This window comes from Shewanella scandinavica, from assembly GCF_031932065.1.
Classification (GTDB): Bacteria; Pseudomonadota; Gammaproteobacteria; order Enterobacterales; family Shewanellaceae; genus Shewanella; species Shewanella baltica.
The window spans coordinates 287,840-301,180 of sequence record NZ_JAUOES010000002.1; the positions used below are offsets into that span (position 1 = coordinate 287,840).

Below are 13,341 nucleotides of genomic sequence, written 5' to 3' on the forward strand. Positions count from 1 at the left end.
AGCCGCGATTGGCACCATCTCCTTAATATGCTGTTTTAGTTTTTGCTAATTGGAAACCTATTTGAATTTCAGTCACATCACTTGGCTCGATGATAAAGGCCATATTAAACCGCCGATCTTTTTATACGCACTCTTGGCTTATCTTGCGCGCGGTTGGTGCATTTTTATCGCCTCGCTGACCCAGATGGGTGACCGTTCTGAGTTAGTGCGGATTTTTTACCCTGAAAAGTCAGATTTTTTGCTAGCACTCGGGGCGGGACTGGGCGCGGTTTTGATTTATCTTGTGGTGATTGCCGAACGTCGCCGTTCGCCTCAATGGTTAAGACCTATTTTTGTGCATTTGAAATGGGGTCTGTGGTTGCTGCTGATGATTGATGGTGTCTTGCTGGGGCAGCGGCTGAACCATGGCCAATTCCTATTCCATTGGAGCCTCGCTTTAGACGCGTTAGTCTTGTTCTGGTCGGGCATTTATCTCATTAAATCGAAGCGACTCAGTTATTATCTCCGTGACTGGCCCAAAGAAGAGCCAAAAATAGAACAAAAAGAGCTTCAGCCTTAAGATCCTATCCTGTTGTTATTTAGTCCCTTTATTTAACACTGAGGCGCAGGGCACAAATTAATGTGTCTTATGCCTCAGTTTGATAAGGATTTTTCATGTGTACTCTGCATCGAACGCTTTGAATCATCTATAGTTATATGTACTTAGCTTGAATGTGCCCTGTGGGATACGCAGATGAGGTCATCTGTTTATGTCTCGCATCACATTTGAAAGGAGTCATACTGCGTGGCAAAAGTACCTCAAAAAAAATTATCACTATCAGAAATTCAACTTGGCATGAGAGTCAAGTTGCCCTTGTCATGGACGAATCACCCCTTTTTATTTAACCGCGTTGATATAAGCAGTGCCGCTCAAATCGAAATGATCCGTGGCTTAGGGGTTCCCTATGTGTTTTTGTTGTCGGAATCGAATGCAGAACTGGATATTGTTGAAGAAGACGAAGACATTGAAGACGAGATAGCAGTCGAACCCGAACGGGATCTCAAGGCCGATACCCGTAAGGCGATGCGTTTAAGTCAAAAGCGTTTTTTAATGAATGTGAATAATTCCCGTAATGTGTTTGGTAAAATAGTCAGCGATCCAGAAGGCGCCTATCGATTATCGGCGGCACTGGTCGAAGACTTGCTAAGCCATTTGCAGGAAGTTGAAACACCGTTCCTTACCTTGGTTGGGATGGATGAGAAAGATGTGAGTGTGACTCAACATGGCGTCTCTGTGGCTGTGTTGGCAATGATGATAGGTCATGCGCTGGATTTAACCCCAAGAGAGTTGCGTGATATCGCTCTTGGCAGTTTGCTGCATGATATCGGTAAGCTTAAAGTGCCCGATGTCATCCGCCGAAAGCGTGGCGCGCTAACGACACACGAAGCCAGCTATTTGCAAATGCATCCTAATTTTGGTTTTGACATGCTGAATCGGTCGGGATTATTCCCTAAAGAGGTGTTGAATGTCATTTTGCATCACCATGAATTTGTTGATGGTTCAGGGTTTCCTGATGGATTGACGGGGCATAAGATCCCAATCATTACGCAGATAGTGAGTTTAGCAAATGATTACGATCAGCAGCTCAGTGGTCAGCAAGTAACATCTCCTCAAGTGGCACTAGGTTATTTGTTTAAAAACCGTGCGAGTAAACATTCGGAATCACTGATTTCTGTGTTGGTTAAAATTCTCGGCATCTACCCACCGGGAACGATAGTAAAGCTCTCCGATGACAGTATTGCGAAAGTGATCATGACCACCAAAGAAGTAAGTCAGCCGCAAGTCTGGGCTTGCAAAGCGGACGGGAGTGACGCATCGCTGCGTTTCTTAAGTGATGAAGGCGTGACAGTGCAAAAAGCCATCAAAGCGGAAGAATTGTCCGAGGGCGCTATTCGTACCTTGCAAGTCGATAAAGGGGTTAGTTTTTATTTTAGTTCGCTACAAACTTGAATCTTATGCGCTAAGTTCCGTATTCTATCCGCTGATATGATTCCCTTAGGGCTAATATGGCGAATGTAAAAGCAGAAAATGGCGCAGTAAAATCCAGTGTTGCCTTGGTCGGTTGTGGATGGTTTGGTTTTGCTTTAGCAAAGCAGCTTGTCCATGAGGGCTATAGAGTCACAGGCTGTAAGCGCAGCGCCGAAGAATTATCGGCATTAACTGAGGTCGGGATTGAAGCCTATCCGCTGCAATTGGGTAGCGAAGCACCCTCTGCCCCCGATGCTCAGGCGTTAAGCGGTTTATTTCAAACCGATTATCTGGTGGTCAATATTCCTCCCCGATTAAAGCGCGGTAACGCCGCGTATCTTGAAGAACTGCAACAACTCATCGCATTAAGCCAAGGCTGGCAATATCAGCAGATTGTGTTTATCAGCACTACGGGCGTGTATCCGGCCAAAGATAAAGTGATGACCGAAGCCGATGCCTTGGCAGAATCTAGCGACAGCCAAGTGCTATTAGATGCAGAAGCTTTATTCCAAGCCTTGCCCCATGCCTGTATTGTCCGCTTTGCGGGGCTCGTAGGCCCCAAACGTCATCCTGGACGTTTCCTTGCCGGAAAAACCGATGTCAGTGGCGCCAATGTGGCAGTGAATTTAGTCCACTTAAGTGATTGTGTCAGCGCGGTAAGTCGGATTCTCGCGGCAACGGGTTCAGGTTTATCTGTGGCACCGATTTACAACCTTTGCGCGCCGACACACCCCACTAAAGCTGAGTTTTATCACGCCGCCGCCGAGTCCCTTGGTTTAGTCGCGCCCGAATTTAATCAACAATCTATGCCGAGTAAAGTCATCCAAGGTGACGCAATTGTCACAGATTTAGGCTTTCGATATCAGTATGCTTCTCCGCTGGATATGCTAGCGGCATGTTGAGAAAGGTTAATTATTGTTAAAGGTAAAAGCTGAACTTTTAGGTTATCTTTGGGTTCCAAGTTTTGCTTGAGCGAATGTGTCATCCTTATTTAAACCAATGACGAATAAAAAGAGACAATATAATGAGCGTGTTTAATCGAGTTCGACCTATAGCCGCATTGGCGTGCGGATTAATGTTGAGTGCCAGCTTTGCACTGCAGGCCGCAAGTTTCGAAGAAGGCAAAGATTACGTCACTGTGGCGGGGATTACCGAAGCGCAAAAGCCAGTGCTGCGAGAGTTTTTCTCCTATAACTGCCCACATTGCTATAAGCAAGAACCGCTTATGGACTTGACAGTGCAAATGCTCGGCAAAGATGTGGCTTTTGAGCGTACCCCAGTGGGCGCCGGCCGTCCTGCTTGGGAACTGAGTCAGCTTGCCTACTATGTGGCGCAAAAATTAAAGATGACTAAACAAACCCATGGCGCTATTTTCAAGCAAATCCATGAGAAAGGTGAGCAATTTACTGCGCCTGAACAGGTTAAAGCCTTCTTTGTCGCCCAAGGCGCTAAAGTGGATGATGTTGATGCCGCAATGAATTCAGTCGATGCCAAATTCACCCTAATGAATTATGACTCTCAAGCTGAGCTTGCTGGGATTAAGGGCGTACCGTCATTACTGGTTAATGGCCGTTATATGCTGACGTCGACCGCGCACACGCCAGAAGAGTTGGCGGCATTAGTTAAGTTTTTAGCTGCTAAGTAACCGCGTTTAATAAATGGAGATAGACTCATCGCGGCTAACGAATAAGTGCCTTGCGAGCCGCATTGGGAAACTTATCCCGCTATTCGCTAATCTAGCGTTAATAACCCAGTCTAGGCTGGGTTATTTTTTGCCTGAAATTGAAAAAGCAATTGTGAATCAAATTACGCAATAACTATTAAGTGAAATGCTGAAATGAAACGGCTTTGCTGCCGGCCTAACGTGACTTGGATGAGTGATTTGAAATCGCCTATTGATTGAAGAACGAATGCTGATATCTCATCCATCTTTAGTGGTTAAACCCTCAAACCATATGATGCACTTTCAGTCTAAAGTCATCTTTAAGGTTGTTTAAATTCCTAATTTTCCCAGCTCAGACAACACGTTATTCCTATTTTTTACTTGTTTCCCCGCCTTATTCACCTAAATCCCACTCATTCTTGTTCGACATTGGTCTAACCTGTTGAAAAAGTTGAAACTGTATCCAAATGTAAAATCATTGTTAACTCATTGAATTTATTTCTATTCACTATTTATGGACAGTGTTTTGAATCACGAGTTAGACGAAAGTCGTGATTGTGCTCACACCAGCTGTTGCTAGATTAAACAAGACTTAAAATTAAAACAGTACAGGGGAGTCACTATGGGTTTTGAAAACAATGACAAGGCAAAAGGTTATTGGCGCGAGAATTTACGTCTCGTACTGAGCTTATTAGCCATTTGGGCGGCAGTCTCTTTTGGATGCGGCATTTTATTGGTTGATGTACTCAATGAAGTCCATTTCATGGGATTCAAATTAGGTTTCTGGTTTGCACAGCAGGGATCTATGTATGTATTCGTTGCGCTTATTTTTGTCTACGCGGCAAAAGCCAACGCCTTAGATAAAAAATATAACGTACAAGAAGACTAAGGAGCGTTGAGATGGATGTTCAAACACTAACGTATATTATCGTAGGGCTCTCGTTTGCGCTCTACATTGGGATTGCAATCTGGACCCGAGCGGGTTCAACCAAAGAATTCTATGTCGCAGGTGGTGGCGTTCACCCTGTAGTGAACGGTATGGCAACGGCGGCAGACTGGATGTCGGCGGCATCGTTTATTTCGTTAGCAGGTATCGTGTCTTTTGTCGGTTACGACGGTAGCGTGTACTTAATGGGCTGGACGGGCGGTTATGTATTGTTGGCCCTGTGTATGGCGCCGTATCTACGTAAGTTTGGTAAGTTTACTGTGCCAGATTTCGTTGGTGAGCGTTATTACTCACAGGCGGCGCGTACTGTCGCAGTTATCTGCGCCATCTTTATCTGTTTTACCTATATTGCAGGGCAAATGCGCGGTGTGGGCGTGGTGTTCTCTCGCTTCTTAGAAGTGGAAGTCGACACGGGCGTATATATCGGTATGGCAGTCGTGTTCTTCTACGCCGTACTCGGTGGTATGAAAGGGATTACTTACACTCAGGTTGCTCAGTACTGTGTATTGATTTTCGCTTTCATGGTGCCAGCCATATTCTTGTCTGTGATGATGACAGGCCACATTATTCCACAAGTGGGTTTCGGTGCTGAACTGCTCGATGCCGCGGGTAATAATAGTGGTGTTTACTTGCTTGAAAAACTCAACAATGTGTCAACTGAACTTGGCTTTGCCCCTTACACCGACGGTTCTAAGAGCATGATTGATGTGTTCTGTATTACTGGCGCGTTAATGATGGGTACTGCGGGTTTACCCCACGTTATCGTGCGTTTCTTTACTGTACCTAAAGTGAAAGATGCGCGTATCTCTGCGGGTTGGGCGTTAGTGTTCATCGGTATCATGTATACCACAGTGCCAGCGTTGTCAGCGTTCTCTCGCGTAAACATGATTGAAACCATTAACGGTGCTGATTCGCAAGGTGTGGCCTATGAGTCTGCGCCGCAGTGGATTAAAAACTGGGAAAAAACCGGTTTGATCAAGTGGAACGACAAAAACGGTGACGGCAAACTTTACTACGCAGCTGGTAAGATGGAAGATCCTGCTAGTAAAAACGAAATGAAGATCGATAACGACATCATAGTATTAGCTACGCCAGAAATTGCTAACTTGCCAGCCTGGGTTATCGCCTTGGTTGCAGCGGGTGGTTTAGCGGCGGCCTTGTCAACTTCTGCGGGTTTGTTGTTGGTGATTTCAACCTCGGTCTCACACGATTTACTGAAGAAAAACTTGATGCCAAATATCTCCGATAAAAAAGAGCTGATGTTTGCTCGTTTAGCGGCGGGTGTGGGCATTGTGATTGCGGGTTACTTTGGGGTGAATCCACCAGGCTTTGTGGCCGCGGTGGTGGCGTTCGCCTTCGGGTTAGCAGCATCATCACTGTTCCCTGCGATCATCATGGGTATCTTCTCTAAGACAATGAACAAAGAAGGCGCGATTGCCGGTATGTTAACGGGTTTACTGTTTACTGCGGGTTATATCATCTACTTCAAGTTTGTTAATCCAGCCGATAACGTTGCCGCTAACTGGTTCCTTGGTATTTCGCCAGAAGGTATCGGTATGGTGGGTATGTTAGTGAACTTCGGTGTGGCAGCGTTAGTCAGTCGAGTCACGACGGCTACACCACAGCATGTTCAAGAAATGGTTGAATCGATTCGCTTCCCTAAAGGTTCGGGTGAAGCGAGCGGTCACTAAGCTCATCGCTTAATCATTCGCATCAACTCAAGAGAGCGCTTCGGCGCTCTTTTTTATTGCGTTCGAATATGTTTTCCTGTCGTTGAGTGAGTTGGTTAGCCAAGGTATTGATGAGTTAATGCACTCAACCTAGGGCTGACTTTAGTCGAATGTAGCGCCGCGACAATGCAGGCTATAGTGATGACATATAAGTAAAAGTTTCGCTTAAAAAGAAGGTGTTGCCTATGAATGCCAGTGAGTTACAACCCGTAGTGCAATTTCTACAAGGGCTAGTGCCCTTTGATACTCTGCCTGAAGATGTTGTGGTGCGCTGCGCTAAGGCTGTCACTGTTGGCTATTACAGTAAAGCCTCTGGTTATGTTCATTTTGATGCTAACTCACCTAAGTTATATATGGTGCGCAGCGGCGCCTTTGAGGTGCGCGATCCTGACGGTGTGCTGGTCGATAGAGTCGGCGAGGGGGAGTTTTTTGGTTTTTCGACCTTGTTATCGGGGGAGAAAGTCGTCAACAAGGTCGCTATTCTCGAAGACGGTTTGGTTTATCATTTGCCCCAAACCTTGTTCGATAACCTTAGAAGCGAGAGCCGCAATTTCGATAAATTTTTTACCCGCGCATTTGCTAAACGTTTGCGCCATGAGGCTCGCTTTAAGGCGAAAGATCTGACGACCACTAGCCGGATCAGTACATTAATGTCATCTGCGCCTATTGTTATCGATGCCCATGCTAGCGTAACGCAGGCGGCACTGTTAATGCGAAACAGCCGAGTGTCATCCCTGTTGGTAACGGATAATCACAAACTAGTTGGGATTTTAACTGATAAGGATTTACGTAATCGGGTGTTAGCAGCAGGGCTTGATGGCAGCGTTGCTGTGCATCAAGCCATGACGGTTTCGCCGATTTCAATTTCTTCCAATGCGTTGATTTTTGAAGCCATGCTACTGATGAGCGAGCATAACATTCATCACTTGCCTATTATCGACCAAGATAAAGCCATCGGTATGGTGACCAGTACTGACATCTTGCGCGGGCAGGGCTCACAACCGCTGCTGTTGATTGGTGAGATAGAACGGCAGCAGGATCTTGCCAGTTTAATTGGCGTCAGTAAGCAAATTCCGCTGTTACTGCAAAATTTGATCAGTGCCGATGCCAGAGCCGAAGAAATTGGCCGAGTGTTAACCTCTGTCACCGATGCGCTGACACGGCGGTTAATCGTGCTCAATCAGCAATTACTCGGTGAACCGCCGATGGCCTTTTGCTGGTTGGCGTTTGGATCGCAGGGACGTCAAGATCAAGCGGCATGTTCGGATCAAGATAATGGTCTGTTAGTCGCAGAAGAGATGGATGATTTTGCTAAAGGTTATTTTGATGCCTTAACCCATGCCGTATGTGCTGGACTTGATCAATGCGGTTATGAGTTTTGCCCCGGCAATATTATGGCGCAAAACCCTCAGTGGCGAATGTCGCTTAAACAGTGGCAACAGGTATTTGAAAAATGGGTGGTAACGCCTGAGCCTAAGGCGTTAATGCACGCCAGTATCTTCTTCGATATGCGCTCGGTTTACGGTCCACAAACCTTATTTGATGCGCTGCAGGATAAAGTCTTAGCTCAAACCCGTGATAACGATATTTTCCTCGCGGGCATGACAGGTAATTCGCTGGTGGAGTCGCCACCGCTGGGCTTTTTCCGCAAATTTGTCCTCGAACGTGATGGCAGCGAAGTCAAAGGTATAGATTTGAAGCATAAAGGCAATGCCTTGATCAACGATATTGCCCGTGTTTATGCCCTGTCGGCAGGGATTAAAGAAGTGAATACTGCGAAACGTATCCGTGCCTTGATGGACGCAAACATTCTCAATCGTAAAGATGCGCTTAATCTTGCCGATGCCCACGAGTTTATCGCCCATATGCGGTTATCGAACCAAGGTTATCAACATAATCTCGGGCTAGAGGTGAGCAATTATCTGTTACCCGCACATTTATCTTCGCTGGTCCGCCATCAGCTACGTGATGCCTTTAAAGTGGTGCATGAGGCGCAGGCGGGGATGAAGATGAAGTTCATGCGAAGTTTTTGATATGAATACACTGCTGCTGAAAACGAAACTTAATTGGCGGGCGCTACGTTGCCAACATCAGTTATTTAAGGGCTATTATCAATCGCTATTACCTCTGCTGGCGATGCCGTTATCCGAAGCACCTTTGGTGGCGATGGATTTAGAGATGACAGGTCTCAATCCGCAGCAAGATCAAATTCTCAGTATTGGCTTAGTGCCGATTGAGCGCGGCGAGATCCCTTTGGCGCGCGCCGAACAAAAGTTAGTGCAAATTCGCGGTAGTGTTGGCCAAAGCGCGACGATCCACGGGATCCTCGATAATCATCTGGTGCAGGCGGTGACGATTGAGGAAGCCATGGGCTGGTTTATCAATCAAACCTATGGTCGAGTGCTGGTCGCGCATCATGCTCCGCTAGATTGTCGCTTTCTGCAGCAGGATTTATTGGCGATTTATCATCAAGCCCTTGTCCTACCCGCCATTGATACACTCTTGCTTGAAAGGCATCGTTTGCTACGGGAACACTCAGTGATTAAAGAGGGCAGTTTGCGCCTTGGCGCTTGCCGCGAACGGTACGGTTTACCCATTTATACTGCCCACAGTGCGTTGACCGATGCCTTAGCTTGCGGAGAATTATTATTGGCGCAAATGGCGGCCATGGGCGGGGCGGGGCAACTAACTGTGGCAGATTTATTGCGGCAATCAACTTAGCAGTTTCATCTTAGGTTAATCACTTACAGGCTAGACTATGTAACCCGTTTTAAGCTTAACTTTAAGTTTAAAATCAATGCCGCCAACTTGGCAATCCAACCAACTTGTACTTCACTCTAATAAACTGAGTGTGTAGGAGAACATGATGCCGTTACCTTTGCTTTGGATGGGCAGTGCCGTAATTGGCGCAGTTTTGTTGGCCGATGAGCGCGAGAAGCGTCAGCAACTTGAGCGCGACAGATTACTCGGTAAGGCCCCTAAGTATCCCGTCGCCAATCGCGCTATGGTGGCGGCGCCGAGTCAATGGCAAAAGGGATTAAAACAAGTTGCGCCAATCCCAGGCAGTATTGTCTGTTGTTATGTCTTTGGCGTAATTGAACATACGGGTATCTGGCTTGGTGACGATTGCTTAGTTGAGTTACACGGTTCAGGGTTGGTGCGGGCAGTGTCGGTAAAGCGTTTCTTGGCGGGGCGAACGGGCAGCCAAATCTATCTTGCCTGTAATCATCTGCATCAACCACTCATCGCCGATGCTGTGTTAACCCGTGCCGAGCAGGCGATTTATCAATATCGTGAGTACGATTTATTCGACAATAACTGCCATCGATTTGTCTGGTCTTGTATTAGTCAAAGGGGCGAAGAGGTGGTTAAAGGTTTTAATGAGTTAAATCAAAAACTCGCCGAGTATTTTAATCAAGCTATCTATTGGGATGAGATGAGCAAGCTGAATGAATAAGTTTTGTCGTCATAAACTAAAAAAGCCATCTTAATCGATGGCTTTCTGTCTTAGTAAAACACGATATTACCGTTTTGCAGAAACCGTTTACGGCTTACAAAAATAATCGACAGCGCGTTTAACTAACTCTATGCCTGTTTTATCGCAAGGCGGTAACTCGGCATCACTGATATTGATAGGCGTCACGCGGTTGCCCCATTGCAGCAAGAGTGCAGCAGAGGTTAAGCCGGCGCCAAAGGCACAAGAGAGTATGGTTTGATTTGGCTTAATCACGCCTTGCTCTAACGCATCACAAATCGCAATCGGAATGGTTGCTGCCGAGGTATTGCCATAATTGGCAATGTTAACGAAGGCTTTTTCTTTCGGAATTTTCATTCGGCTGACTAAGGTATCGATAATGCGCTCGTTGGCTTGATGCGGGATCACAAGATCCACTTCATCCTTATCAACACCACATTTTTCAAGCACTTTAGTGCTCAATTTATTCATTCCGTTAATCGCACGCTTGAAGATTTCTTGGCCATCGAATTCAATAAAGAAATCCAATGACTCGGCAGAGAATCTGTCCATCGCCGTACCAAAGCCAGCTTTAAGAATGTCACGACCTTCAGGATCGTTATTCAGCTCATAACCGAGCACGCCACCGGCAACATCTGTTGCTTCAACAACAACGGCACCTGCGCCATCGCCGAATAACACGGCAGTTTCGCGGCGTGACCAATCTAGATAGAAAGATAAACGTTCAGCACCAATGACTAATACTTTCTTGCTCTGACCACTCTTGATTTGTGAGCTGGCTAAACCTAAGCCATATAAAAAGCCACTGCAGGCAGCATTGATGTCGAACGCGGCACAACTGGCGCCAATATTAGCTTGTACAGTGGATGCGATATTCGGGATCAAAGTGTCTGGGCTGGCGCTAGCCAGAATGATCATGTCAATTTCACTGCCATCGATACCCGCAGCTGCGAGTGCACGTTGTGCTGCAACTGAAGCGAGTTCAGAGGTGTTAACATGACTGATATGGCGCTGGCTGATGCCGGTGCGAGATTTAATCCATTCATCGGATGTCTCGATAAAGGTCGCAAGATCATCGTTGGTCAAGGTGGCTGGTGGAACACATTTGCCCCAACCTGTGATAGTGGCGTACTGCATGGTGGTTTCTCTCAAATAAAAAAGGCAGAACCTGAGCGCTGCCTTGAATCGACAACAAAGCTTATCGGCAACTCTAATGGTCGTCCGTGATCTAGACCACCTGTTTGGCGACGAGATCTCGAATTGTCATTGCGGCATGCAGAATATGATGACGCAGTAGCGCCGTCGCTTTTTCTGTTTCTCTCAGTTTGCAGTGGTTGAGCAAAGCTCTGTGCTCATGCTCTGCAGCAGGAATCCCCCCCGCGAGCAATAACTGCAAACGAATGTATCTATCACAATTAGTATTGAGGCCGTGAACAACCTCAAGGGTGTGTGGGCGATTAGCCGCCTGATATAAGCAAGTGTGAAATTGCGTATTCAACTCGCTCCAACTGGCAACGGCATCCTCATGTTTGAAGGCCGATTCCAATTGTTCGAGTACACGTTCAGCTTTTTCTAAATCAGCGTCTTGAAGTCGCGGGATCGCTTTAGCGAGCAGATCGGTTTCGATCATGGCACGTAATTCAAAAAGTTCGGTGACTTGCTCGACGGATAACACGGTCGCCGTCGCACCTTTATGGGGCTCGAACTTAACGAGTCCTTCGGCTTCGAGTTGCAATAAGGCTTCTCTCACCGGAATACGGCTGACATTTAACGCTTCAGCCAAGGCACTTTGTCTGAGTGGTTCTCCTGCGGCTATGTCACCTGAAAGAATTCTCTCTCTGAGCACTTCAACAACTAACTGGGTGCGGGTTTTGTGGACTATAGGCGTAGTTCGACTCATTATTTCCGTCTATTTCGGGTATTTTCTCGTTATCTGCCCAAGATTACCGTTAAAAACACCACAAATAAAGGGGAATGCTTGATTGAATGCTGCATCTTAGGGATTAACAATGCCCAAATGGCGAGGGTTTTGATGGTTCTAGCGTTCTCTATTAAACGCCGTTCTTGGAATCAATCTCTATTGCAACGGCTATCATTTTTCTCAGAGGGCTGTTTATCTCTTGTAATGAAGTACTTTGATTAGCCAGATCACAGGCTCATCAATTGAGCATGAACTCAAAGGTGTAGAGAAAGTTGGACAAGGCATTTCCAGCACTGGGGCTTTTGGGGACAGTTTTGTTTACATCTCGCCATAAGTAACGTCAACGCTCAATTTAGCGCTAAAAGCACAACTTCGCGGTGCAATTTCTGATAATGAATGGAATAATAGCGCGATAACGCCTTAGGCGATTTTGGAGTATTACAGTGAGTCGAGCAGTATTTTTAGACCGTGATGGCGTGATTAACAAAGATCATGGTTATGTCCACTTAGTGGATGACTTCGAATATATCGAAGGTGTGTTTGAATCTTGCCTCTCTTTGAAGGAAATGGGCTACAAGTTAGTTGTCGTCACAAATCAATCTGGTATTGCCCGTGGTATGTACACAGAAGATCAATTCCACAGCATAACGGAGTGGATGGATTGGAACTTTGTCGACAAAGGCGTTGAACTCGATGGTATCTACTATTGCCCGCACCATGCTGAAAATGGCATAGGGGAATATAAGGTCGACTGTGATTGCCGCAAACCTAAGCCGGGTATGCTCAATGATGCTGCGCAATTCCTGAAAATAGACTTAGCTCTCTCAGTCATGGTTGGCGACAAAGCCGAAGATATGCAGGCAGCGAAAGCGGCGGGCGTAACCACACGTATATTAGTGCGCAGTGGTAAGGTTATTGCTGATGACAGTGATGCCACCGTGGTACTGGACAGTATTGCCGATGTGCCGGCTTACTTAAAAAGCCTGGGCTAGTTGCTACGCTACTACTTATAAGCAGATAAACATTTGCTGATAAGTTCATCTCAAGCAGCAACTATCACAGTAACCAGTAGCGCGAGTTGCCGCTCTTGTTGGATGAGAGTTTGCGTGAAAAGCGATCCAACATTGAATAAAGAGCTAACCAATAGGTTGGCTCTTGTCATTTCTAGCGCTGGGTTTACCTCATCTTTTCCCATAACTCAGCACAAATTCGATAATATTGGCGTTAAAACACACTTTTAGTTTAAAAAGTGTGCGCTTGAATCGTTTTTCGTAATTATTCGCGTCAAAGGGGTTGCGGTAAAATCTGACATCCCTATAATGCGCATCCACTGACCCAGCGGGGTCAACGGTTAAACGCTGAATAAGCCAATAACCATGCTCTTTAACAATTTATCAAGCAAATCTGTGTGGACACTCACAGGTGTTGAGTTAATCGAAATTACTTTACTTTCGAGTGAGTAATCAAAATTTAAATCAATGTTTTCAAGTCATTCTCCTTAACAGGAAGCGTGATTGAGTGTTCATAGTAATATGTACATACAGTAATGTATGAATTGAAACGCGCTGCTTTTTAGTAAGCAAAGCGAATCAAAACAG

12 protein-coding genes are annotated in these 13,341 nt (G+C 46.1%); 10 read left to right on the plus strand and 2 right to left on the minus strand.

Annotation, left to right across the window (positions count from 1 at the left end; translation table 11 throughout):
- Positions 1–61: 61 nt before the first annotated feature.
- The 9 genes from Q4Q50_RS02700 to Q4Q50_RS02740 all read left to right on the plus strand — a co-directional run bounded on the left by Q4Q50_RS02700 (position 62) and on the right by Q4Q50_RS02740 (position 9,804).
- A complete protein-coding gene (locus Q4Q50_RS02700) occupies positions 62–559 on the plus strand; it encodes a DUF2919 domain-containing protein (RefSeq protein ID WP_063884806.1) in 498 nt (165 codons plus the stop codon).
- A gap of 225 nt (positions 560–784) precedes the next feature.
- Positions 785–1,990, plus strand: a complete 1,206-nt coding sequence (locus tag Q4Q50_RS02705; protein WP_311891738.1) for an HD-GYP domain-containing protein — start codon at positions 785–787, stop codon at positions 1,988–1,990.
- 56 nt (positions 1,991–2,046) lie between these two features.
- Positions 2,047–2,910: an SDR family oxidoreductase gene (locus tag Q4Q50_RS02710; protein ID WP_311898266.1), complete on the plus strand. Its 864-nt coding sequence runs from the start codon at positions 2,047–2,049 to the stop codon at positions 2,908–2,910.
- A gap of 122 nt (positions 2,911–3,032) precedes the next feature.
- On the plus strand, positions 3,033–3,653 hold the full coding sequence (locus Q4Q50_RS02715) for a thiol:disulfide interchange protein DsbA/DsbL (protein WP_259571838.1): 621 nt from the start codon (positions 3,033–3,035) through the stop codon (positions 3,651–3,653).
- Positions 3,654–4,293: 640 nt separating this feature from the next.
- Positions 4,294–4,560, plus strand: a complete 267-nt coding sequence (locus Q4Q50_RS02720) for a DUF4212 domain-containing protein (protein WP_106650870.1) — start codon at positions 4,294–4,296, stop codon at positions 4,558–4,560.
- An 11-nt stretch (positions 4,561–4,571) separates the two neighbouring features.
- Positions 4,572–6,308, plus strand: coding sequence for a sodium:solute symporter family protein (locus Q4Q50_RS02725; protein ID WP_311898268.1), 1,737 nt, complete (start codon positions 4,572–4,574; stop codon positions 6,306–6,308).
- Positions 6,309–6,532: 224 nt separating this feature from the next.
- Positions 6,533–8,380 carry a DUF294 nucleotidyltransferase-like domain-containing protein gene (locus tag Q4Q50_RS02730; RefSeq protein WP_311898270.1) on the plus strand — a complete coding sequence of 616 codons (1,848 nt, stop codon included), beginning with the start codon at positions 6,533–6,535 and terminating at the stop codon, positions 8,378–8,380.
- Position 8,381: 1 nt separating this feature from the next.
- Complete coding sequence (locus tag Q4Q50_RS02735) at positions 8,382–9,068, plus strand: exonuclease domain-containing protein (RefSeq protein ID WP_261273880.1); 687 nt, start codon at positions 8,382–8,384, stop codon at positions 9,066–9,068.
- Positions 9,069–9,213: 145 nt separating this feature from the next.
- Positions 9,214–9,804, plus strand: a complete 591-nt coding sequence (locus Q4Q50_RS02740; RefSeq protein WP_261273881.1) for a lecithin retinol acyltransferase family protein — start codon at positions 9,214–9,216, stop codon at positions 9,802–9,804.
- 87 nt (positions 9,805–9,891) lie between these two features.
- Here the strand turns inward: Q4Q50_RS02740 and Q4Q50_RS02745 are convergent, their stop codons facing one another.
- Positions 9,892–10,959 carry a ketoacyl-ACP synthase III gene (locus tag Q4Q50_RS02745; protein ID WP_261273882.1) on the minus strand — a complete coding sequence of 356 codons (1,068 nt, stop codon included), beginning with the start codon at positions 10,957–10,959 and terminating at the stop codon, positions 9,892–9,894.
- Between the two features lie 91 nt (positions 10,960–11,050).
- Positions 11,051–11,722 (minus strand): GntR family transcriptional regulator, encoded by a 672-nt coding sequence (locus Q4Q50_RS02750; RefSeq protein WP_106650864.1) that lies wholly within the window; start codon positions 11,720–11,722, stop codon positions 11,051–11,053.
- Between the two features lie 464 nt (positions 11,723–12,186).
- Here Q4Q50_RS02750 and gmhB point away from each other — a divergent pair, with 464 nt between their 5' ends.
- Positions 12,187–12,735 (plus strand): D-glycero-beta-D-manno-heptose 1,7-bisphosphate 7-phosphatase, encoded by a 549-nt coding sequence (gmhB, locus tag Q4Q50_RS02755; RefSeq protein WP_311898271.1) that lies wholly within the window; start codon positions 12,187–12,189, stop codon positions 12,733–12,735.
- Positions 12,736–13,341: the final 606 nt, after the last annotated feature.

Coding starts and splice junctions, on each gene's coding strand:
- Q4Q50_RS02740 (WP_261273881.1), top strand. CDS start 9,214: ATGCCGTTACCTTTGCTTTGGATGGGCAGTGCCGTAATTGGCGCAGTT.
- Q4Q50_RS02730 (WP_311898270.1), top strand. CDS start 6,533: ATGAATGCCAGTGAGTTACAACCCGTAGTGCAATTTCTACAAGGGCTA.
- Q4Q50_RS02715 (WP_259571838.1), top strand. CDS start 3,033: ATGAGCGTGTTTAATCGAGTTCGACCTATAGCCGCATTGGCGTGCGGA.
- Q4Q50_RS02725 (WP_311898268.1), top strand. CDS start 4,572: ATGGATGTTCAAACACTAACGTATATTATCGTAGGGCTCTCGTTTGCG.
- Q4Q50_RS02745 (WP_261273882.1), bottom strand. CDS start 10,959: ATGCAGTACGCCACTATCACAGGTTGGGGCAAATGTGTTCCACCAGCC.
- Q4Q50_RS02710 (WP_311898266.1), top strand. CDS start 2,047: ATGGCGAATGTAAAAGCAGAAAATGGCGCAGTAAAATCCAGTGTTGCC.
- Q4Q50_RS02720 (WP_106650870.1), top strand. CDS start 4,294: ATGGGTTTTGAAAACAATGACAAGGCAAAAGGTTATTGGCGCGAGAAT.
- Q4Q50_RS02735 (WP_261273880.1), top strand. CDS start 8,382: ATGAATACACTGCTGCTGAAAACGAAACTTAATTGGCGGGCGCTACGT.
- Q4Q50_RS02750 (WP_106650864.1), bottom strand. CDS start 11,722: ATGAGTCGAACTACGCCTATAGTCCACAAAACCCGCACCCAGTTAGTT.